Raw genomic sequence first — 23,980 nt, forward strand, 5'->3', positions numbered from 1 at the left:
GGCCGGTGTCCCCGACGTCGTCGGTGAACCGTTCCGCCAGGTAGGCCGCCAGTTCGGCCGGGGTGGGGTGGTCGAAGACGAGGGTGGCGGGCAGCCGCAGCCCGGTCGCCGTACCGAGCCGGTTACGCAGGTCGACGGCGGTCAGTGAGTCGTAGCCGAGGTCCCGGAACTGCCGGCCCGGGTCGACGTCGCCAGCGGTGAGCCCGACGACGGCCGCCACCTGGCCGCGTACCAGGTCCAGCAGGACCGGGTCCCGCTCCTGCGGCGGGAGGGCGGTCAGGTCGACGGTCGGGGTGACGGGACCGGTGGTGGACCGGGCGGCGGGGACGAGGCTGCGCAGCACGGCGGGCAGCGCGTCGCCCTGTCCCCGCAACGCCGCCGGGTCGAGGCGCAGCGGAAACACCCAGGCCCGGGGCTGGGCCAGCGCGGCGTCCAGCAGGTCGAGGCCGTCGGCGACGGGGATGGCGGCCACACCGGAGCGGGCCATCCGGCGGAAGTCGGCCCCGGTGAGGTGCCCGGTGATGCCGCCGACGCCCTCCCACAGCCCCCAGGACAGGGTGGTCGCGGTCAGTCCCCGGGCCCGACGGTGGTGGACCATCGCGTCGAGGAAGGCGTTCGCGGCGGCGTAGTTGCCCTGGCCGGGTGCCCCGAACACCGACGCGGCCGAGGAGAACAGCACGAACGCCGACAGGTTCCGCCCGGCGGTCAACTCGTGCAGGTGCCACACCGCGTCGACCTTGGGCCGCAGCACGGCGTCGACCCGCTCCGGGGTGAGCGAGCCGAGCACGCCGTCGTCGGAGACACCGGCCAGATGCACCACGGCGGTCAGCGGATGCTCGTCGGGGATGCCGGCGAGCAGTGCGGCGACGGCGTCCCGGTCGGCGGTGTCACAGCCGACGACGGTGGCCTCCGCGCCGAGTTCGGCCAGTTCGGCGACGAGTTTCCCGACACCGTCGGCGTCGGGTCCCCGGCGGCTGGTCAGCAGCAGCCGGGTCACGCCGTGCCGGCGGACCAGGTGCCGGGCCAGGGCCGCGCCGATGCCGCCGGTGCCGCCGGTGAGCAGCACGGTGCCGGACGGGTCGAGCGTGGTGCCCGGCCCGTCGACGGTCTCCAACCGGACCAGGCGGGGCACCAGCACCCGCTCGCCGCGTACCACGGCCTGGGGTTCGGCGGCGGCGACCACGGCGGGCAGCAACCGGCGGGCGGCGGCGGACCCGTCGAGGTCGACCAGCACGACCCGGCCCGGGTTCTCGGTGGCGGCGGTGCGCAGCAGGCCGAGCGCCGCGGCCAGCGGCAGGTCGTGGGGTTCACCGCCGGCGGTCGGCACGGCGTTCGTGGTCAGCACGACGAGGGTACGGTCGTCGACGGCGGCCAGCCACTCCTGGACCAGACGCAGCGCCCCGGTGGTGGCCGCGTGCGTGCGGGCGACGGTGTCGGTGCCGTCCGGGCCGGTCAGGGTCACCAGGCGGACCGGGCTGTCGGGGCGCTGCCAGGACGGCGGGTCGTCCCCGGCCGCGCCGACGGCGACCTCGGTCCAGTTGAGCCGGTACAGCGACTCGTGGTGGGTGGGGCGCAGCGCTTCGGCGGACACCGGCCGCCAGTCCAGCCGTTCGGCGACGGCGACCGGTTCGCCAGTACCGTCGGCGAGGGTCACCGCCACCGCGGACCCGCCGACCGGGACGAACCGGGCGCGCAGTTCGGTGCCGCCGGGACGCACCACCCGGACCCCGCTCCACGCGAACGGCAGGCTCGGTTCGGCGGCGGTGAGGGAGTCGAGCATGACCGCGTGCAGGGTCGCGTCCAGCAGGGCGGGATGCAGGGCGTAGCCGGCGGCGTCGGGGCGGGCCGGTTCGGGGAGGGTGATCTCGGCGTACACCTCGGCGCCCCGACGCCAGGCCCGGCGCAGCCCCTGGAACGTGGGCCCGTACCGGTAGCCGGCGGCGGCGAGCGCCGGGTACGCGGCCGACACGTCGATCTCGGTGGCGTCGCGCGGCGGCCACTGGCGCAGCGCCTCCACCGGGCCGCCGTCGGGGGTGAGCATGCCGGTGGCGTGGGTGGTCCACCCGGTGCCGCCGGCCGGACGGGACCGGACGGTGAGCGTCCGGCGGCCGTCGTCGGTGGGTGGGGCGACGGTCACCCGCAGGTCGACGGCGCCGCCCGCCGGCAGCACCAACGGCGCGGCCAGGGTGACGTCGTCGACGCCGGCGCAGTCGACGCGGCGGGCGGCGGTGACCGCCAGGTCGACGAACGCCGTGCCGGGCAGCAGCACCGTGTCGAGCACGGCGTGGTCGGCGAGCCACGGGTGGGTGCCGGTGGAGATCCGGCCGGTGAGGGTCAGCCCGTCGTCGTCGACGTGTTCGACGAGCGCCCCGACCAGGCCGTGGTCGGTGCCGGTGAGGCCGGCGGAGTCGACGCCGCCAGTGGGGCGGGCGGTGAGCCAGTACCGTTCCCGGGCGAACGGGTAGGTGGGCAGGTCGACCAGGCGGGCGCCGCTGCCCCGGTAACAGGCCGCCCAGTCCACCCGGTGGCCCCTGGCGAACACCTCGCCGACGGCGGCGACCAGGGTGGCCGCCTCGTCCCGGTCCCGGCGCATCGTCGCGGTGACCGTGGCGTCCCCGGTCAGCAGGTCGACGGTCAGCGGGGTGAGCGCGGCGTCCGGGCCGACCTCCAGCAGGGTGTCGACGCCGGTGTCGCGCAGCGCGGCGACCGCGTCGGCGAACCGCACCGGTCGGGACACGTGGGCCACCCAGTGTTCGGGGTCGGTCAGGTCGGCGGGTCGACCGGTCACCGTGGACACCACCGGAATCCGGGGCGGGTGGAAGGCGAGCCCGCCCACCACGGCGCGGAAGTCGTCGAGGATCGGTGCCATCAGCGGGGAGTGGAACGCGTGGCTGACCGTCAGCCGCCGGCCCGGCACACCGAGCGCGTCGGTCACCGCGGCCACGGCGGACGCGGTACCGGAGAGCACCAGGGAGCGGGGTCCGTTGACGGCGGCGATGCCCACCTCGGCGGTGAGCAGCGGCACCACGTCGGCCTCGGTGGCCCGTACGACGGCCATCACCCCGCCGGACGGCAGCGCGCCCATCAGCCGGCCCCGCGCGGTGACCAGGGTGGCCGCGTCGGCCAGCGACAGTACGCCCGCGACGTGCGCGGCGGCGATCTCCCCGATGGAGTGCCCGGCCAGCACGTCCGGTCGCAGCGACCAGGATTCCAGCAACCGGAACAGGGCGACCTCGACGGCGAAGATCGCGGGTTGGGTGACGGTGGTGTCGTCGAGGCCGTCGCCGGTGTCGACGACGTCGGCCAACGACCGGCCCAGGTGCCCGTCGCAGGCGGCGCAGACCTCGGCGAACGCGGCGGCGAAGACGGGGAAGGCGGCCCGCAGTCCCCGGCCCATGCCGGCCCGCTGCGCGCCCTGCCCGGTGAAGAGGAACCCCAGGTCGCCGGGGCCGGGCGTGACCGGCGGAAGGTGACCGTCGGCCAGCGCCCGCAGCCCGGCGGTGTCGGTGACCACCGCCCGCCGCTCCAGCGGCTGGCGGGCGGTCGCCAGGGAGAACCCCAGATCGGCCGGGGAGACCCGGTCGGCGACGGTGAGCAGGTCGGCGGCGACCGCGCGCAGGCCGCGTTCGTCCCGCCCGGTCACCACCCACGGGGTGACCGGCGGCGGGGTCGGGGGTGCCGGGTCGACGGTCGGCGGGGCGGCCTCGACGATCACGTGGGCGTTGGTGCCGCTGGCCCCGAAGGAGGAGATCGCCGCCCGGCGTGGCCCCGGACCGGCCGGCCAGGGGCGCTGCTCGCGGAGCAGTTCCACCGCGCCGCGCCGCCAGTCGACGAACGGGGTGGGTTCGTCGGCGTGCAGCGTGCGGGGCAGTACGCCGTCGCGCAGGGCATGGACGAGTTTGATGATCCCGGCTACCCCGGCGGCGGCCTGGGTGTGCCCGATGTTCGACTTCAGCGAGCCCAGCCACAGGGGCCGATCCGCCGGTCGCCCCTGCCCGTAGGTGGCCAGCAGCGCTTCGGCCTCGATCGGGTCGCCGAGCCGGGTGCCGGTGCCGTGCGCCTCCACCAGGTCGACGTCGGTGGCGGCGACGCCGGCCGTCCGCAACGCCTCGGTGATCACGGCCTGCTGGGAGCGGCCGTTCGGCGCGGTGAGGCCGTTGGATGCCCCGTCCTGGTTGACGGCGGACCCCCGGACCACGGCGAGGACCCGGTGGCCGTGGCGGTGTGCGTCGGAGAGCCGCTCGACGAGCAGCATGCCCGCGCCCTCCGCCCAGCCGGTGCCGTCGGCGTCCGCGCCGAACGCCTTGCACCGCCCGTCGGGGGCCAGGCCCCGCTGCCTGCTGAACTCAACGAACGTGCCCGGGGTCGACATCACGGTGACGCCGCCGACCAGCGCCATCGTGCACTCCCCCGCGCGCAGTGCGTGCCCGGCCAGGTGCAGCGCCACCAGCGACGACGAGCAGGCGGTGTCGACGGTCAGCGCCGGGCCGACCAGCCCGAACAGGTAGGCGATCCGGCCGGCGACGACGCTCGCCGCGTTTCCGGTCATCAGGTAGCCGTCGACGCCCTCCGGGGCGCGGGTCATCGTGGTGGCGTAGTCGTTGCCGTTGCCTCCGGCGAACACCCCGACCCGGGTTCCGCGCAGCGACTCCGGGGTGATCCGGGCGTGTTCGAGGGCCTCCCACGCCGTCTCCAGCAGCAGCCGCTGCTGCGGGTCCATGCCCAGCGCCTCCCGGCGGGAGATGCCGAAGAACGCCGGGTCGAACTCGGCCGCTCCGGTCAGGAACCCGCCCTGGTCGGTGTAGGTGGTGCCGGGATGGTCGGGGTCCGGGTGGACCAGGTTGGCGAGGTCCCAGCCCCGGTCGGTGGGGAACGACGAGATGGCGTCGACGCCGTCGAGCACGAGCCGCCAGAGCTGTTCGGGGGTACGCACCCCGCCGGGCATCCGGCAGGCCATCCCGATGATCGCCAACGGTTCGTCCGGGGCCGCGACGGTGGTGGGGGCGTCGCCGTCGGCGGGGCGGGTTCCGGCGGCGGCGAGGTGCCCGGCCAGGGAACGGGCGGTGGGATGGTCGAACACGACAGTGGTGTGCAGGTCCGCCCCGGTTGCGGCGGCGAGGCGGTTGCGGATGGTGACCGCCGTCATCGAGTCGATGCCCAGCTCCCCCAGCGGCCGGTCGGCGGTGACCCGGCCGGTGTCCCGGTGCCTCAGGGCGTCGGCGATCTCCCGACGTACCAGGGGCAGCAGGTCGGCCGGGTCGATCTGCTCGCCTGTGGGTTCGGGCGGCGGGCCGACGTAGCCGCCGAGCACGCCGCGTACCCCCGGGGGGAGGTCGGCGACGCCGAGGGTGGCCGGCGTGAGGGCGGCGACCACGACGGCCGGCAGCCGACCGCCGACCGCGCGCCGCAGCGCGGCGACGGCGGCGTCGGCCGGTGCGGCGTCCACCCCCGCCACCGGCCGGTCGGCCGGGTCGACCCAGGCCACCACGCTGGCCGTACGGCCCTGCGCGGCCAGCGTACGGGCGGTGTGGACCGCGACCGCGTGCCGCTGTCCCGCCGCCGGCAGGTCGGGCGTGCCGAGGACGCCGGCGAGGGGGGTGAGCAGCACGACCGTGTCCGGCCCGCCGGTGAGGTCGAGGGCGTCGATGTCGATGTCGGCGTGCACCAGGGCGGTCACCCCGGGTTCGGTCGTCGCTGCGGGCAACTCGTCCGGGTGCACCCGGCGGACCGTCGCCCCCTCGGCGGTGAGCCAGCCCTTGATCAGGTCGACGCCCGGACCGTCGCCGGTGACCAGCACCGTGCCGTGCGGCGTCCACTCGGGACCGCCGACGGGTACCGGGGTGAGTCGGCGGGCGCGGGCCCCGCCGGGGCGCAGTTCGAGGTGCTCGGTGACCGGGCCGGTGGCGGCGAGGGCGGCCACCAGCAGCCCACCGGTGTACGGGTCCGGATCGGTGGGCAGGTCGAGGGTCCCCCGCCAGGTGTCCGGCCACGCCCAGCCCAGGGCCCGGCCCCGGCCGATGGTCGCGGCGTCCCCGGTGACCTGCCACACCGGGCCGGTGCGGGCGGTGAGCAGCGGGACCGGGTCGGCGGTGAGGGCGAGGACGCCGGTGACCGGGGCGCTACCGGGGCCGTCGGTGACCTCGACCCGGGCACCGTGCCCGGTGAGCAGGTCGGCGAACGGGCGCGCGTCGACGGTGCTGTCGGTGACGATGCGCCAGTCGCCGTCGAGGGCCGGGGCCGGGGGCAGGTCGACGGTGTGCCAGGTTTCCTGGATCAGGTACGGCTCGTCGCCGCGGCGTTCGGATTCCAGCCAGTACCGCTGCCGTTGGAACGGGTACGTCGGCAGATCGACGACGGTGCCGCCGCCGTAGTACGCCCGCCAGTCGACGTCGTGACCCCGCACCCACACCTGCGCCAACCCCGCCACCGCCGACGTGACCTCATCGACACCGGGACGGAGCATCGGAATACCGTCAGCCAGCAGGGACGACAAACCCCCATCCGGGCTGAGTTCCCACCACGACCGGGCACCAGCCGCCTCGACCGCCTCATGAAACCGCACCGGCTCACGCACCTGCCGCACCCAATACCCCGGATCCGCAAGATCGTCGACCTTTCCGGTGACCGTCGACACCACCGGAATCCGCGCCGGACCGAACGACAAACCCTCCACCACCGCCCGGAACTCGTCCACCATCGGCTCCATCAACGGCGAATGGAACGCATGACTCACCGACAACCGACGCTGCCGGACACCCAGCGTGGTAGCCGCCGCCTCCGCCACGCGCAGGGTCTCCTGTTCGGGGCCGGCGATCACCACCGCCGACGGACCATTCACCGCCGCGATGACCACACCGCCAGACAGGAACGGCCCCACCGCATCCGCCGAAGCCCGCAGCGACACCATCGCCCCACCCACCGGCAACCCCGCCATCAGACGAGCACGCGCCGACACCAACGCCACCGCATCCGGCAACGACAACACCCCGGCCACGTGCGCGGCCGCGACCTCCCCGATCGAATGACCGACCAGAACCGCCGGGCGGACACCCCACGACTCCACCAACCGGAACAGCGCCACCTCCACCGCAAACAACGCCCGCTGCGCGATCCCCGTGTCATCCAGACCCACACCAGAGCCGATCGCCTCCCGCACCTCCCCACCCAACAGGCCACACACCTCGTCGAACACCGACGCGAACACCGGAAACACCCGACACAGCCCCGCACCCATCCCCACCCGCTGACCACCCTGACCCCCAAACACCAGACCCAGACCGGAGGCCGGGACGGTCGTCGGGCCGTCGCCGGTGGTCAGTTCCCGGATCTCCGGGGTCAGCGACGCCGAATCCGCGACCAGCGCACCATCGAGCAGAACCGCACGCTCGGCGAACACCGACCGGGTCGACGCCAACGACCACCCCACGTCCGCCGCCGACGGACCGTCCGACCCCGCCACCAGTGGCTGCAACCTCCCCACCAGGTCCCGCACCCCGGCAGCCGACCGGGCCGACACCGGCCACGGCGTCACCCCCACCGGCACCCGCGAACCCGCCACCACCGCATCCGCCTCCGGAGCAGCCACCTCCACCGACGGCGGCTCCTCCACGATCACGTGCGCATTCGTCCCACTGATCCCGAACGACGACACCCCCGCCCGCCGACGACCACCCCCAACCACCGTCCACTCCCGCGACTCCCGCACCACCTCCACGGAACCCGACGACCAGTCCACCAACCCCGACGGCTCGGAAACGTGCAGCGAACCCGGCACCACCCCGGCCCGCATCGCCGACACCACCTTGATCACCCCAGCCACACCCGCCGCATGCTGCGTATGACCCACATTCGACTTCACCGACCCCAACCACAACGGCACCGACCGACCCCGCCCGTACGTCGCCAACAACGCCTGGGCCTCGATCGGATCACCCAACCGGGTACCCGTCCCGTGCCCCTCCACCACCTGCACGTCCTCAGCCGACACACCCGCCACCGCCAACGCCCGACGGATCACCCGCTCCTGCGCCGGACCACTCGGCGCCGTCAGACCATTCGACGCACCATCCGAATTCACCGCACTACCCCGCACCACCGCCAACACCCGACGACCACGACGACGCGCATCCGACAGGCGCTCGACCAGGAGCATGCCGGCGCCCTCGCCCCAGCCGACGCCGTCCGCGTCGGCGGAGAACGCCTTGCACCGGCCGTCCGGGGCGATCCCCCGCTGCCGGCTGAACTCGACGAACGTGCCCGGGGTGGACATGACCATCACCCCACCGGCCAGGGCGAGGTCACTCTCCCCGGCGAGCAGGGAACGGACGGCCAGGTGCAGGGCGACAAGCGACGACGAGCAGGCCGTGTCGATGGTGACCGCGGGGCCGGTGAGCCCGAGCTGGTAGGCGACACGTCCGGAGGCGACACTCGCGGTGTTGCCGGTGAGCAGGTGACCCTGCACCTCGGGTGGGGCCTCGTGCAGACGGGGACCGTAGTCCTGGTCGGTGGCCCCGACGAACACGCCGGTCGGGGTGCCGCGCAGCGTCGTCGGGTCGATGCCGGCCCGTTCCACCGCCTCCCAGGACAGTTCGAGCAGCAGCCGTTGCTGCGGGTCCATGCCCAGCGCCTCGCGGGGCGAGATGCCGAAGAACTCGGCGTCGAAGTCGCCCGCGTCGTGCAGGAAACCACCGGTGCGGGTGTACGTGGTGCCGGGGTGGTCCGGGTCGGGGTGGTAGAGCCGGTCGACGTCCCAGCCCCGGTCGGTGGGCAGCGGGGACGTCACGTCCACCCCGTCGGCGACCACCCGCCACAGGTCCTCCGGGCTGCGTACGCCGCCGGGGAACCGGCAGGCCATGCCCACGATGGCGATGGGCTCGGTGGCGCGTTCCTCCCATTCGCGCAGCCGGCCGCGCGCCTCGCGGGCGTCGGCGATGGCCCGTCGGAGGTACTCGCGCAGTTTGTCCTCGTCCGCCACGTCAGTCCACTCCCAGTCAGGCAGGGTCGGGGGTCAGTTCTGTTCGTCGACGAGCGCGAACAGTTCGTCGTCGGTCGCGGTGTCCAGGTCCACGTCGGGGACGGCCGCCGGGGCGGGCCCGCACATCGCCAGCAGGTCCCGCAGCCGGTCGGCGACGGCACCGGTGGGTCGGTCGGTGAGTTGACGCATCGCCTGTTCCAGCCGGTCCAGCTCGGCCAGGACGCCTGTGGGGCCGCCGTCGGGGCCGGGTGGGGCGTCCAGGGTCAACTGGCCGCGCAGGTGGGCGACGAGTTCGGTCAGGGTGGGGTGGTCGAAGACCACTCCGGCGGCCAGGCGCAGCCCGGTGGCGGTGCCGAGCCGGTTGCGCAGTTCGAGTGCGGTGAGCGAGTCGAACCCGAGGTCACGGAAGGCCCGGTCGGGGTCGACGACGCCGTCGCCGCCGTGTCCGAGCACCGCGGTCACCTGGGCGCGGACCAGGTCGGTCAGGGCTGTCGTCCGGTCCGCCTCGCTGAGCGGGGCGAGCCGGTCGGCGAGGGTGCCGGCCGTCGTCCGGGTGGTGGCGGCCTGCCGGCGGGAGGTCCGGGTGACCAGGCCGCGGAGCAGGGCGGGCAACGCGTCGCCCTGGGCGCGCAGCGCGGGCAGGCCGAGTTTGGTGGGCGCGACCACGGGCAGGCCGGCGGCCAGGCTGTCGTCGAGCAGGCTCATCCCCTCCCCGGCCTCCAGGGGGCGCAGCCCCTCGCGGGCCATCCGGGCCAGGTCCGTCTCCGACAGGTGCCCGGTCATGCCGCTGGCCTGCGCCCACAGTCCCCAGGCCAGGGAGACGGCGGGCAGCCCGGCGGCGCGGCGCAGGGCGGCGAGGCCGTCGAGGAAACCGTTGGCGGCGGCGTAGTTGGCCTGCCCCGGGGTGCCCAGCAGGCCGGCGAACGAGGAGAACAGCACGAACGCGGACAGGTCCCGGTGCACGGTCAGCTCGTGCAGGTGCCAGGCGGCGTCCACCTTGGCCGCCAGGACGGTGTCGAACTGGGCCGTGGTCAGGGCGGTGAACAGCCCGTCGTCGAGCACCCCGGCGGTGTGGAACACGGCGGTCAGCGGGTGCGCGGCGGGGATGTCGGCGAGCAGCGCGGCGAGCGCGTCGCGGTCGGCGACGTCGCAGGCGACCACCCGGGCCCGCGCGCCGAGGTCGGCCAGGTCGGCGACCAGGCCGGCCGCGCCGGGGGCGTCCGGTCCGCGCCGGCTGACCAGCAGCAGTTCGCGTACGCCGTGGGTGGCGGCCAGGTGCCTGGCGGTGAGCCCGCCGAGGGTGCCGGTGGCCCCGGTCACCAGGACGGTGCCCGCCGGGTCCAGCGGCCTCGGCACGGTGAGTACGACCTTGCCGGTGGTGCGGGCCTGTTGCAGGGCCCGGAACGCCTCCCGGGCGCGGCGCACGTCCCAGGTGGTGACGGGCAGTGGGGCGAGCACTCCGGCGGCGAAGAGGTCGAGCACCTCGGCGAGGATCACGCGGAGCCGCTCCGGTTCGGCCCCGTCGGAGTCGGGCGCGGTGACCGCCAGGGCCGTGAGGTCGTACGGCCGGTAGTCGACGGTGGGGTGGGCGGCATGCACCTCGGCGTGGTCCCGGATGTCGGTCTTGCCCATCTCCAGGAACCGTCCCCCGTCGGCGAGCAGGCCGAGTGAGGCGTCGACGAAGTCGTCGGCAAGCGAGTTGAGCACCACGTCCATCCCGCGTCCGCCGGTGGTGGCGCGGAACGTCGTCGCGAAGTCGAGGGTGCGGGAGTTGGCGATGTGGTCGTCGTCGAGACCGAGCGCGCGCAGGGTGTCCCACTTGCCGGGGCTGGCGGTGCCGAACACCTCGGCCCCGAGGTGGCGGGCGAGCTGCACGGCGGCGATGCCGACCCCGCCGGCGGCAGCGTGGACGAGCACCCGGTCGCCGGGGCGGACCCGGCCGAGGTCCACCAGACCGTAGTAGGCGGTCAGGAACACCACGGGCACGGTGGCCGCGCGGGCGTACGACCAGTCGTCGGGCATCCGGGCCAGCAGCCGCCGGTCGGCGACGGCGACCGGGGCGAACGCGCCGTCGAAGTAGCCGAACACCCGGTCGCCGGGGGTGAGGTCGGTGACGGCGGACCCGACGGCGAGGACCTCGCCCGCGCCCTCGGCGCCCATCAGGGCGTGCTGCTGCGGGACCAGCCCGAGAGCGATGAGGACGTCGCGGAAGTTGAGCCCACCGGCCCGGACGGCGATCCGGACCTCGGTGGGGCCGAGCGGCTGCCACACCTGCGGGCAGGGTTCGAAGGCCAGGCTGTCCAGGGTGCCGGGGCGGGTGACGACCATCCGGTGTGCCCCGTCGGTGGGCAGTGGCACCAGGTCGGGCCCGGCGGCGGCGAGCCGGGGCACGCACGCCGTCGCGGCCCGGACCGCCACCTGCGGTTCCCCGCTGGCCAGCACCGGGCCGAGCAGGTCGTCGAGCACCGCGGTGGCGTCGACGTCGAGCAGGACGAGCTGGTCGGGGTTCTCGGTCTGGGCGGTGCGCAGCAGACCCCAGACGGCGGCGGCGGGCAGGTCGGTGCCGGCGGGACCGGCGCCGGTGGTGACCACGACCAGGCGCGCGGCGTCCGGGTGTTCGGCGGCGAGCCAGGTCCGGACGTCGTCGCGGACCTGCCGCAGGGTGGCCCGGATGTCGGCGGGGACGTCCCCGGTGACGGCCGGGCGGACCACGAGCACCTCGGTGCCGGCCGGGACGGGCGCGGCGGCGGGCAGGTCCAGCGGCGTCCACTCCACCCGGTAGAGGGCGTCGCGGGACGGTACGGGTGCGGCGGCCGGCCGCAGCACGACCGCGTCGAGCACGGCGACGACGGTGCCGCCGGGATCGGCGGCGACGACCCGCGCGGTGCCGTCCGCCGGGTCACCGGTCGACAGGTGTACGCGCAGCGCGGTCGCCCCGGTGGCGGTCACCCGCACGCCGGACAGGCTGAACGGCAGGCCCGCCGGCCGGTCGCCGACCACCCCCGGCAGCATCGGGTGCAGCGCCGCGTCGAGCAGCGCCGGGTGGACGAGGAACCGGTCGGCGTCGGCGGTGGGGAGCGCCACCTCGGCGTAGACGTCACCGTCGGGTCCGGTCCACGCGGCACGCAGGCCACGGAAGGTCGGGCCGTAGTCGTAGCCGTGTGCGGCGAGCCTGTCGTACGCACCGTCCAGGTCGACCTGGTGCGTGCCGGCCGGCGGCCACACCAGCGGGAACGGCGGGGTGCCCGGGGTGGCGGGCGCGAGGCTGCCGGTGGCGTGCAGGGTCCACGGGTCGTCCTCGGCGGCCCGGCCGTGCACGGTGACCTGCCGGACGCCGTCGGCCTCCGGCGCGCCGACCCGGACCTGCACCCGCACCGACGCCCGGTCGGGCAGCGCGAGCGGGGCCACCAGGGTCAGTTCGCGCAGTTCGTCGCAGCCGACCTCGTCACCGGCGCGCAGCGCCAACTCCACCAGCGCGGTGCCGGGCACCAGGACCGTGCCGGAGAAGACGTGGTCGGCCAGCCAGGGCTGGTTGCGGCGGGACACGCTACCGGTGAGCAGGACCGTACCGTCGGGGAGGGCGGTCACCGCGCCGAGGAGTGGGTGCGCGGCCGGGTCGAGGCCGGCACCGGAGACCTCGCCACGGGGTCGCCTGGTCAGCCAGTACCTGTCGCGTTGGAACGGGTAGGTGGGCAGGTCCACGCCCCCGGCCCCGGGGAACAGCGCGGTGAGGTCCACCGGCACCCCCCAGGTGTAGACGGTGGCGACGGCGGTGAGGAACTGGTCGAGGCCACCCCGGTCGCGGCGCAGCGAGCCGGCGACGCGGGCGTCCGGCGCCGTCTCGGTGAGCCCGACGGCGAGCACGGGATGCGGGCTGATCTCGACGAACACGCCGTGCCCGTGGCCGGTCAGTTCGGTGACGGCGTCGTGGAACAGCACGGTGTGCCGCAGGTTGCGGTACCAGTAGTCGGCGTCCACCGGTTCGGCCAGGGGCCGGCCGGTGACGGTGGAGTACAGCGGCACCAGGGGCGGCTGCGGTGCGACGTCGGCGAGGAGCGCGGTGAGCGACGCGGCGAGGGGTTCGATGTGCGCGGAGTGGGAGGCGTAGTCCACGTTGACCATGCGGGAGCGGACGCCCTCGGCGGCGAAGCGGGCGTGCAGGTCGGCGAGCGCGTCGGCGTCGCCGGAGACCACTGTGGAGCGCGGCCCGTTGAGCGCGGCGATGGACAACCGCCCGTCGTGGCCGGCGAGCCGGTCGGCGACGTCCTCGGCCGGCAGGGCGACGGAGAGCATCCCGCCGCCGCCGGCGATGTCCCGCAGGGCCCGGCTGCGCAGCGCCACCACCCGGGCGCCGTCGTCGAGGGTGAGCGCCCCGGCGACGACGGCGGCGGCGATCTCGCCCTGCGAGTGTCCGACGACCGCGTCGGGTTCCACCCCCAGCGAGCGCCACAGCGCGGCCAGCGACACCATCACCGCCCACAGCGCGGGCTGCACCACGTCGACCCGGTCGAGGGCCAGGTCCGGGTCGGTGACGTCGAAGTCGACGTACGGGGCCAGGGCGGTGGCGCAGGCCCGCATCGACGCGGCGAAGACCGGCGACTGGGCCATCAGCGGTGCGGCCATCCCCGTCCACTGGCCGCCCTGGCCGGGGAAGACGAACACCACGCCGCCGTGGTCCCCGGCGGTGCCGACCACCAGGGCGGGATCGGCGTCGCCGCCCGGTCCGGGCTGCGGTTCGTGGCCGGCGAGGGCGCGCAGGGCGGTGGTGTGATCGGCCAGCACGACCGCACGTTCGGGCAGGTCGGCGCGGGTGGCCGCGAGCGACCAGCCCAGGTCGGCGTCGGGGGCGTCGCCGTCGAGGAGGTCGGCGAGCTGGTCGGCGCGGGCCCGCAGCCCGGCGGGGGTGACGGCGGAGAGCACCAGCGGCACCACGGCCGGGACGGTGGCGGGGGCGGTTCCGGTGGGCGTCGGCTCCGGCGGGGCGGCCTCGATGACGACGTGCGCGTTGGTGCCGCTGATCCCGAACGAGGAGACGGCGGCGCGGCGTACCCGGCCGGTGTCGGGCCAGTCCCGGGGCTCGGTGAGCAGTCGCACCGCGCCCGCGGACCAGTCCACGAACGGTGACGGCGCGGAGACGTGCAGGGTCGCCGGCAGTGTGCCGTGCCGCATCGCCTCGATCATCTTGATGATGCCGCCGACGCCGGCGGCGGCCTGGGTGTGCCCGACGTTGGATTTCAGCGATCCGAGGTAGAGCGGTTCGACGCGGTCGTGGCCGTAGGTGGCGAGGACGGCCTCCGCCTCGATCGGGTCGCCGAGGCGGGTGCCGGTGCCGTGCGCCTCCACCGCGTCGACGTCGGCGGGGGTCAGACCGGCGTCGGCGAGCGCCGCCCGGATCACCGCCCGCTGGGAGCGGCCGTTGGGGGCGGTCAGCCCGTTGGACGCGCCGTCAGAGTTGACGGCGGTCCCGCGCAGCACGGCCAGCACCGGGTGCCCGTGCCGGCGGGCGTCGGAGAGCCGTTCCAGCAGCAGCACGCCCACGCCCTCGCCCCAGCCGGTGCCGTCGGCGTCCGCCGAGAAGGACTTGCAGCGTCCGTCCGGCGACAGGCCCCGCTGCCTGCTGAACTCGACGAACGTGCCGGGCGTCGACATGACGGTGACCCCGCCGGCGAGGGCCAGCGAGCACTCACCGGCGCGCAGCGCCCGGACGGCCAGGTGGGTGGCGACCAGCGACGACGAGCACGCCGTGTCGACGGTGACGGCGGGCCCGGTGAGCCCGAGCACGTACGCCAGCCGGCCGCTGAGCACGCTGCCGGTGTTGCCGGTGAGCAGGATGCCCTCCAGGTCGCCGGGCATCGCGTCGACCGGCGGCGCGTAGTCGTGGTACATCTGCCCGGCGAACACGCCGGTGGTGCTGCCGCGCAGCGAGTACGGGTCGAGGCGGGCGCGTTCCACCGCCTCCCACGCCGTCTCCAGCAGCAGCCGCTGCTGGGGGTCCATCGCCAGCGCCTCGCGGGGCGAGATGCCGAAGAACGCCGGGTCGAACTCGTCCGCCCGGTGCAGGAAGCCGCCCTCACGGACGTAGCTGTGCCCGGGGCGCCCCGGGTCGGGGTCGTAGAGGTCCTCCGGCCAGTCACGGTTGACCGGGAACTCGGAGATGGCGTCCCGGCCCTCCGCCACCAGCCGCCACAGGTCCTGCGGGGAGTCGACCCCGCCCGGATAGCGGCAGGCCATGCCGATGACGGCGATCGGGTCGTGGGCGTCGGTGACGGTGCCGGTCGCCGGGCCGTCCGGGTCGGTCTCGCCGGTCAGCTCCCGCAGGTGGTCGGCGAGCGCCGCGACCGTGGGATGGTCGAACACCACAGTCGCCGACAGCGCCAGCCCGGTGACCGAGGCGAGCCGGTTGCGCAGCTCGACGGAGGTGAGTGAGTCGACACCGAGGTCGGTGAGCGCGGCCTGCACGCCGACCCGTGTCCGGTCGGTGTGGCCGAGGACGGCCGCCACCTCGGTGCGGACCACCTCCACCAGGTCGCGGTGCGACCGGCCGTCGGTGGCCGGGCGGGGGTGGGCGGCCCGGGGACGGACCAGGCCGCGCCACACGGCGGGCAGGGCGGCCGGATCGTTCGCCGTGGCCAGCCCGGCGGTGTCCAGCAGCATCGGGACCAGCAGCGGGCCGGGCAACCCGAGGGCCCGGTCGAACAGGGCCAGGCCGTCGTCGTGCCGCAGCGGGGCCACCCCGTTGCGGGCCATCCGGGCCAGGTCGGCCGTGCCGAGCGTCTCGGCCATGCCACCCTCGGCGGCCCACAGCCCCCAGGCCAGCGAGGTGGCGGGCAGGCCGGCGGCGTGCCGGTGGGCGGCGAGCGCGTCGAGGAAGGCGTTGCCGGCGGCGTAGCCGGCCTGACCGGCCGCGCCGATCTGCTGGGAGATCGACGAGTACAGCACGAACGCGGCCAGGTCGAGGTCGACGGTGAGCCGGTGCAGGTGCCACGCCGCGTCCACCTTGGGGCGTAGCACGGCGTGCAGCGCCCGGGGGGTGAGGGTGGCGACGAGGCCGTCGTCGAGCACACCGGCGGCGTGCACCACGGCGGTGAGCGGCAGGTCGGCGGGGATCAGGGAGAACGCGGCGGTGAGCTGCTCCGGGTCGGCCGCGTCGCAGGCGGCCAGGGTCACCACCGCGCCGTACGCCCGCAGTTCGGCGGCGAGTTCGGCGGCGCCGGGAGCGTCCGCGCCCCGGCGGCTGAGCAGCAGCAGCCCCCGTACGCCCAGGTCGCGTACCAGGTGGCGGGCGAGTCCGGTGCCGAGCGCGCCGCTGGCGCCGGTAATCAGGACGGTGCCGTCGCCGAGGTCGACCGGGGCGCTCGGGGTGTGGTCGTCGCGGCGCAACCGGGGCACGGTCAGCGCGCCCCCGGCCAGGCGTACCTCCGGTTCGTCGAGGGCGGCCACCCGCGCCAGGTCCGCCGCGTCGACCTCGGTGTCGTGGTGCAGGAGGACGAACCGGCCCGGGTGTTCGGTGCGGGCGCTGCGGACGAGCCCGGCGGCGACGGCCAGGGCCGGTGCGTCGTCGGCGACGGTGAAGACCACGGTGGGCCCGTCGTCGGTGGCGAGCGCGGCGTGGATCTCGTCGAGGACGTCCTCGGCGACGGCGTGTGCGGCGGCGGCCTGGTCCGTGCCCCGGGCGGCCAGCGCCACGGCGGTGACCGGGCGGGGCGTGCCGGTGGGGGCGGACGCCGGCACCCAGCCCCGGGTCAGCACCTCGCCGCGCCGTGCCACGCCCACCGGCCGCCAGACCAGGGAGGCGACCTCGGCGACCAGCGTGCCGCCGTCGTCCACCGCCGTCATCGACAGCGTCTCCGGCCCCGTCCAGGTGTACGCCACCCGCAGCCGGCGGACGCCTGTGGCGTGCACCTGGACGCCGGACCAGGCGAACGGCAGCGCGGCCGGACGGGCGTCGTCGGCCACGCCGGGCAGCGCCGGGTGCAGCGCGCCGTCGAGAAGGGCGGGATGCAGCAGGTACGGCTCCACCGGCTCACCCGCGTCGAGGACGACCTCGGCGAACAGACCGTCCCGGGTACGCCAGAGGCGGCGGAGTCCCTGGAACGCCGGGCCGTAGTGGTAGCCGTGCCCGGCAACCGATTCGTAGACGCCGGTCAGGTCCAACTCCTGCGCGTCGGCCGGCAGCCGGGGGGCGGCCGACGCCGGCCGGTCGGGTGTCAGGGTGCCGACGGCGTGCCGGGTCCAGTCGGTCGAGTCGGCGGCGCGGGCGTACACGGTGACGGTGCGGTGACCGTCGTCGGTCGGCGGCCCGACGGCCACCTGGAGGGTGACGGCGGTGGGGCCGACCGGGAGGGGGGTGAGCAGCGTGAGGTCCTCGACGCGGGGGCAGCCGCATTCGACGCCGGCGCGCAGCGCGGCCTCAAGGAACGCGGTGCCCGGTAGCAGCGTCCGCCCGTCGACGACGTGGTCGGCGAGCCAGCGGTGGCTGCGGGTGGAGATGCGACCGGTCAGCAGCACTCCCGCGTCGTCGGCGAGGTCGACCGAGGTGGACAGCAGAGCGTGCCTGGTGCCGGTGGTCCCGACAGCCGGCTGGTTGTCGAGCCAGTACCGCTGCCGTTGGAACGGATACGTCGGCAGATCGACGACCTTCCCCCCGCCGTAGTACGCCCGCCAGTCGACGTCGTGCCCCCGCACCCACACCTGCGCCAACCCCGCCACCGCCGACGTGACCTCATCGACACCGGGACGGAGCATCGGAACACCGTCAGCCAGCAGAGACGACAAACCACCGTCCGCACTCAACTCCCACCACGAGCGGGCACCAGCCGCCTCGACCGCCTCATGAAACCGCACCGGCTGACGCACCTGCCGCACCCAGTAATCCGGATCCGCAAGACCACCGATCTTCCCGGTGACCGTCGACACCACCGGAATCCGCGCCGGACCGAACGACAAGCCCTGCACCACCGTGCGGAACTCGTCCACCATCGGCTCCATCAACGGCGAATGAAACGCATGACTCACCGACAACCGACGCTGCCTGACACCCAACCCGGTCGCCGCCACCTCCGCCACGCGCAGCGTCTCCTGCTCCGGACCGGCAATCACCACCGCCAACGGACCATTCACCGCCGCCACAACCACACCACCAGACAGAAACGGCCCCACCGCATCCGCCGAAGCCCGCAGCGACACCATCGCCCCACCCACCGGCAACCCCGCCATCAAACGAGCACGCGCCGACACCAACACCACCGCATCCGGCAACGACAACACCCCCGCCACATGCGCCGCCGCGACCTCCCCGACCGAATGACCCACCAGAACCGCAGGCCGCACACCCCACGACTCCACCAACCGAAACAGCGCCACCTCCACCGCAAACAACGCCCGCTGCGCGATCCCCGTGTCATCCAGACCCACACCAGAGCCGATCGCCTCCCGCACCTCCCCACCCAACAGGCCACACACCTCGTCGAACACCGACGCGAACACCGGAAACGCTTGGTACAGCCCCAAACCCATCCCCACCCGCTGACCACCCTGACCCCCAAACACCAGACCCAACCCCGCAGAAACGACACCAGACGACCCGGCACCAACCGACGACCCCGCGACCGGACCCACTGCCGAAGCAGCGACCGCACCGGACACCAGAACCCGAACCCCGGGAGCAAGCGACGCCGAATCCGCGACAGTCTCACCGTCGAGCACCACCGCCCGCTCGCCGAACACCGACCGCGTCGACGCCAACGACCACCCCACATCCACCGCCGACACCCCGGTGCCCTGCTCACCGGCAGCCCCCGTACCGATGTCCGCTCCGCCACCCGCCACCATCGGCCGCAACCGGTCCACCAGTTCCCGCACCCCGGCAACCGACCGCGCCGACACCGGCCACGGCGTCACCCGCACCACCCCGGCAGGCCGCCCCGCGCCACCGCCGACCGGCGTATCCGCCGCCGACGCCCGGCCCGACCACGCGGGCGAATCGCCTACGGCCGGCACCTCCGGTTCAGCCGGTGGTTCCTCGACGATCACGTGTGCGTTGGTGCCGCTGATCCCGAACGACGACACCCCCGCCCGCCGACGACCACCCTCGGCCACCGCCCACTCCCGGGACTCCCGCGCCACCTCCACGGAACCCGACGACCAGTCCACGAACCCCGACGGCTCACCCACGTGCAACGACCCCGGAACGGTGCCGTGCCGCATCGCCAACACCATCTTGATCACCCCGGCGACACCCGCCGCGTGCTGCGTGTGGCCGATGTTCGACTTCACCGACCCCAGCCACAGCGGCTCCGACCGACCCCGCCCGTACGTCGCCAACAGGGCTTCCGCCTCGATCGGATCACCCAACCGGGTACCCGTCCCGTGGCCCTCCACCACCTGCACGTCGGACACCGACACACCCGCCACCGCCAACGCCCGACGGATCACCCGCTCCTGGGAGGGGCCACTCGGCGCGGTCAGCCCGTTCGACGCACCGTCGGAATTCACCGCACTACCCCGCACCACCGCCAACACCCGACGACCACGACGACGCGCATCCGACAGGCGTTCCAGCACCAGCATCCCCGCGCCCTCGGCCCACCCGGTGCCGTCGGCGTCGGCCGAGTACGCCTTGCACCGGCCGTCGGGTGACAGCCCACCCTGCCGGCTGAACTCGACGAACATGCCAGGCGTGGACATCACGGTGACGCCCCCGGCCAACGCCAGCGAACACTCGCCGTTGCGCAGCGCCGACGCCGCGAGATGCACGGCGACCAGTGACGACGAGCACGCCGTGTCGACGGTCAGCGCCGGCCCGGTGAGCCCGAGGGTGTACGCGATACGGCCGGAGGCGACGCTGGGGCTGACGCCGGTGAGCAGGTAACCCTCGGCGTCGGGACGGGCCTCGTGCATGCGGGGGCCGTAGTCGCCCCCGGTCGCGCCGGCGAAGACACCGACCCGGCTGTTCCGTAGGGAGGTGGGGGCGATTCCCGCGCGTTCCAGCGCCTCCCAGGAGACCTCCAGCAGCAGCCGTTGCTGCGGGTCCATGCCCAGCGCCTCGCGGGGCGAGATGCCGAAGAGCCCGGCGTCGAAGCCGGCGGCGTCGGCGAGGAACCCGCCCGAGCCGGTGCCGAGCCGGCCGGAGTCACGTAGCGCCGTCAGGTCCCAGCCCCGGTCGTCGGGGAACTCCCCGATGACGTCGGTGCCGTCGACGAGCAGCGTCCACAGGTCCTCAGGTGACGCCACCCCGCCGGGGAAGCGGCAGGCCATGCCGACGATGGCGACGGGTTCGTCCACCATCATCGCCGTGTCGTCGTCGGTTTCGTCGTCCGCGACCGGGTCGCCGTCGGCCAGCAGCACGGTGAGCCGTTCGGCGAGCGCGGCGGGGGTGGGATGGTCGAACAGCAGCCCGCTGGGGAGGACCAGGCCGGTGGCGGCGGCGAGTTCGTCGCGCAGCTCGACCGCCAGCAGCGAGGTGAAGCCCAGGTCGTGAAAGGTGGTGGTGGGTGCGATGACGGCGGGGGCGCGTCCGCCGAGCACCCGTCGGACGAGGACGTCGATCTCGGCGGTGAGGTCGCGGTCGGCGGTCGGCCGGTCGGTACGGGTGGGTTCCGGTCGTACGCCGACCCAGTGCCGGGTGCGTTGGAACGGGTAGGTGGGCAGGTCGACGACCCGGCCCGCGCCGCCGAGCAGGCTGCGCCAGTCCACCCGGTGACCACGGGTCCACACCGTTGCGGCGGCGGTGACGAGGCTGGTGGCCTCGTCGTGGTCGACGCGCAGGGTGGGGACGCCGCTGTCGATCAGGGTGGACAGCGAGCCGTCCGGCCCGAGTTCCAGCCAGGTGCCGACGTGGTACGCGGTGTCGGCCCCGGTGACGGCGGCGTGGAAGAGCACCGGTTCACGCACCTGGCGTACCCAGTGTTCGGGGTCGGTCAGGTCGGCGGGCGCACCGGTCACGGTGGAGACCACGGGCAGGGTGGCCGGCCGGAACGTCACCGTCGACAGGACCCGGCGGAACCTGTCGCACATCGGGTCCATCAGGGGCGAGTGGAAGGCGTGGCTGACCCGTAGGTGCCGTACCCGGGCCCCTGTCGTCTCCGCGATCTCCCCGGTGACCTCGCGCAGCGGCCCGGCGGGTCCGGCGAGCACCGTCGCGTCGGGGCCGTTGACGGCCGCGACGACCACGCCGTCGCGCAGGAACGGGCGTACGACGGAGTCGGCGGCGCGGACGTGCGCCATGGCCCCGCCGGCGGGCAGCGCCTGCATCAGTTCGCCGCGTGCGGACACCAGCCGCACCGCGTCCGGCAGGTCGAGCACCCCGGCGACGTGCGCGGCGGCGATCTCGCCGATCGAGTGGCCGACGAGCACGTCGGGGCGGACGCCCAACGACTCCAGCAGCCGGAACAGCGCCACCTCGACGGCGAACAGGGCGGGTTGGGTGGTGCCTGTGGCGTCGAGCCCGTCGCCGGTGCTGATCGCCGTGCGCAGGTCCACCCGGGCCAGGGCGCACACCTCGTCGAACGCGGTGGCGAAGACCGGGTGGGCCGCGTGCAGACGCAGACCCATGCCGACCCGTTGGGCACCCTGGCCGGCGAACACGAACCCCAGGGCGGTGTCGCCCGCCTGACCGGTGACCACCCGGTCGCCGACCACGACGGCCCGGTGGGGCAGCTCCGCCCGGGTGGTGGCCAGGGACCAGGCCACCGCCGCCGGGTCGGCGTCGCCCTCCCGCAGGCGCGTCACGGCGGCGTCGCGGGCCGCGTCGGACTTCGCGGACACCGGCCAGGCCACGACCGGCACGGCCGGCGGCACCGGGGTGGCCGGCGGCGCGTCGGTGGGGGCCTCGCCGAGGACCACGTGGCAGTTCGTCCCGCCCATGCCGAACGAACTGACCCCCGCCACCAGGGGCCGGTCCGGGCGCGGCCAGGGCGTCGGGTCGGCGACCACCGTCAGGCCGAGCCGGGGCAGGTCGATGTCGGGGTTCGGGGTGGTGAAGTGCAGGCTCGGGGGAAGTTGGCGGTGCCGTACGGCCAGCGCCGTCTTGATCAGTCCGGCGATGCCTGCGGCACCCTCCAGGTGGCCGATGTTGGTCTTGACCGAGCCGACCGCGAGCGGCGCGGCCGGGTCGCCGAGCGCCCGGCCCAGCGCGGCGGCCTCGATCGGGTCACCGACCCGGGTGCCCGTGCCGTGCAGTTCGACGTACTGGACGTCGGCGGCGGTGGTGCCCGCCCGGCGGTGGGCGGCGCGCAGCGTCGCCTCCTGGGCGGCCGGGTCCGGGGTGGTGGGGGTGCCGCCCGCGCCGGCGGAGACCGCGCTGCCCCGGATCACGCAGTAGATCCGGTCGCCGTCGGCCAGCGCCCGGTCGAGCGGTTTGAGCAGGACCGCTCCGCCGCCCTCGCCCCGGACGTAGCCGTTGGCGCGAGCGTCGAAGGTGTGGCAGCGACCGTCGGGGGACAACCCGCCCCAGTCGTCGGAGATGTGGCTGCTCTCCAGCAGCAGGGCCAGGCTCACCCCGGCGGCGAGCGCGGTCGTCGACTCGCCGCTGCGCAGGCTGGCGCAGGCCAGGTGGACGGCCACCAGCGAGGACGACTGGCCGGTGTCGACCGTGACGCTCGGCCCGTTGGCGCGCAGGAAGTACGACAGCCGGTTGGCGATCATGCTGCGGTGCAGGCCGGTCATCGCGTGGCCGGAGCGCAGTGCGGTGCGCTGGCGGTGCGCCACCTGGGCGTAGTCGTCCCAGGTGGTGCCGACGAACACGCCGAACGGGGTGCCGGCCACGGCGTCGGCGGGCACCCGGCCGTCCTCCAGTGCCTCCCACCCGAGTTCGAGCAGGAGGCGTTGCCTCGGGTCGAGCAGTGCGGCCTCGCGGGCGCCGATGTCGAAGAAGGGCGCGTCGAAGGTGTCGACCTCGATCAGGAAGGCGCCCCAGCGGGCGGCTCCGGTGGCGGCGGGCCAGCGGTCCCGGACGTCCCGGACGGCGCTGCGGCCCGCCACGAGCAATTCCCAGAATCGGGTCGGGTCCGGTGCTTCGGGAAAACGGCACGCGATGCCGGTGATCGCGATGTCCGCCGTGGAATCAGCCGACTCGTATCCATGCAGGACAGCCACGAATTTCCCCCGGTTTCGACGTGGTGGGCGCAGTGACGCGAAGCGCGTGGGAATTGCAGATGATCGAGACAGCCACTTCGATCCGCTCCGCCAACGACCCGTCCAGAGTCGATCAGTGATCGATGAGCTTCAACCCCTAGATTTCCCCTAGAATCGTCAACTCCCCGTTTAATCGATGTTTGTCGACTACGCATTCTGCTCGCTTTTCGGTCACCGTGCCGGAGTGGACCCGGCCGGCCCACCGCTGCGGCCACGACGTGCACCGGTGGGTGACCACTGGCGGATCGCCCACTGGGCGACGTCGGCCAGGCCGGCCGGCGACGCCTGTCGACAGCGTCGCCGTAGTGGCCTTTCCGGTCGGCAGGACACCGGACCACGGCAGTGCCGCAAACCGCACCGGCGCACCGGCGGGGCGACCGACGCCACTTCGGCGACGATCACCCGGCCACGGTACGCGCGCTGATCAGAACCGGACTCGTATTGTTTCGTCAATCGCCCGGCAGCGGCGCACGCCACGGATCCCCGCGACGTGCAATTACCACGTGGGGAAAATGCTCGGAAGTAGATCAGCGGCTATCGGCAATGGGGGCGGCGGCGGAAACACGACTGTTCCCCGGCGGAAACAATTAACCGCCCGGGTGTCGACGCTCCGGCACCGGGCGAACAATCGGAGAGGAAAAACACGCCGCCGGCCGTAGACTCGGCGGACGACCGTCGCGGGGGCGGGGCACCCGGCCGGCGCAGCGAGCCGATGGTGCCGGGCCATCCGCGCATCCGGACGGGACCTGCCCTTACGGGGCCACCGCCCCGGCAAGCAGAAGGGGCCGGCTCCGGGCAGAGGAGCGCCGGGTCGGGGCGGACCGGTCGACCGAAGAGACTCCGGGTCAGGAACCCACGCGCGGGAAACCTCCG

The 23,980-nt window shown here is 74.6% G+C and carries 1 protein-coding gene and 1 pseudogene; both read right to left on the reverse strand.

Annotated elements, in window-relative coordinates; genetic code table 11:
- Positions 1–46: 46 nt before the first annotated feature.
- A pseudogene (locus Q2K16_RS08100) lies at positions 47–8,959 on the reverse strand (type I polyketide synthase); the annotation flags it as partial.
- 48 nt (positions 8,960–9,007) lie between these two features.
- A complete protein-coding gene (locus Q2K16_RS08105; protein WP_302744495.1) occupies positions 9,008–23,068 on the reverse strand; it encodes a type I polyketide synthase in 14,061 nt (4,686 codons plus the stop codon).
- Positions 23,069–23,980 lie beyond the last annotated feature (912 nt).

The sequence above is a fragment of the Micromonospora cynarisoli genome (assembly GCF_030518815.1).
In the GTDB taxonomy this organism is placed as follows: Bacteria; Actinomycetota; Actinomycetes; order Mycobacteriales; family Micromonosporaceae; genus Micromonospora; species Micromonospora wenchangensis.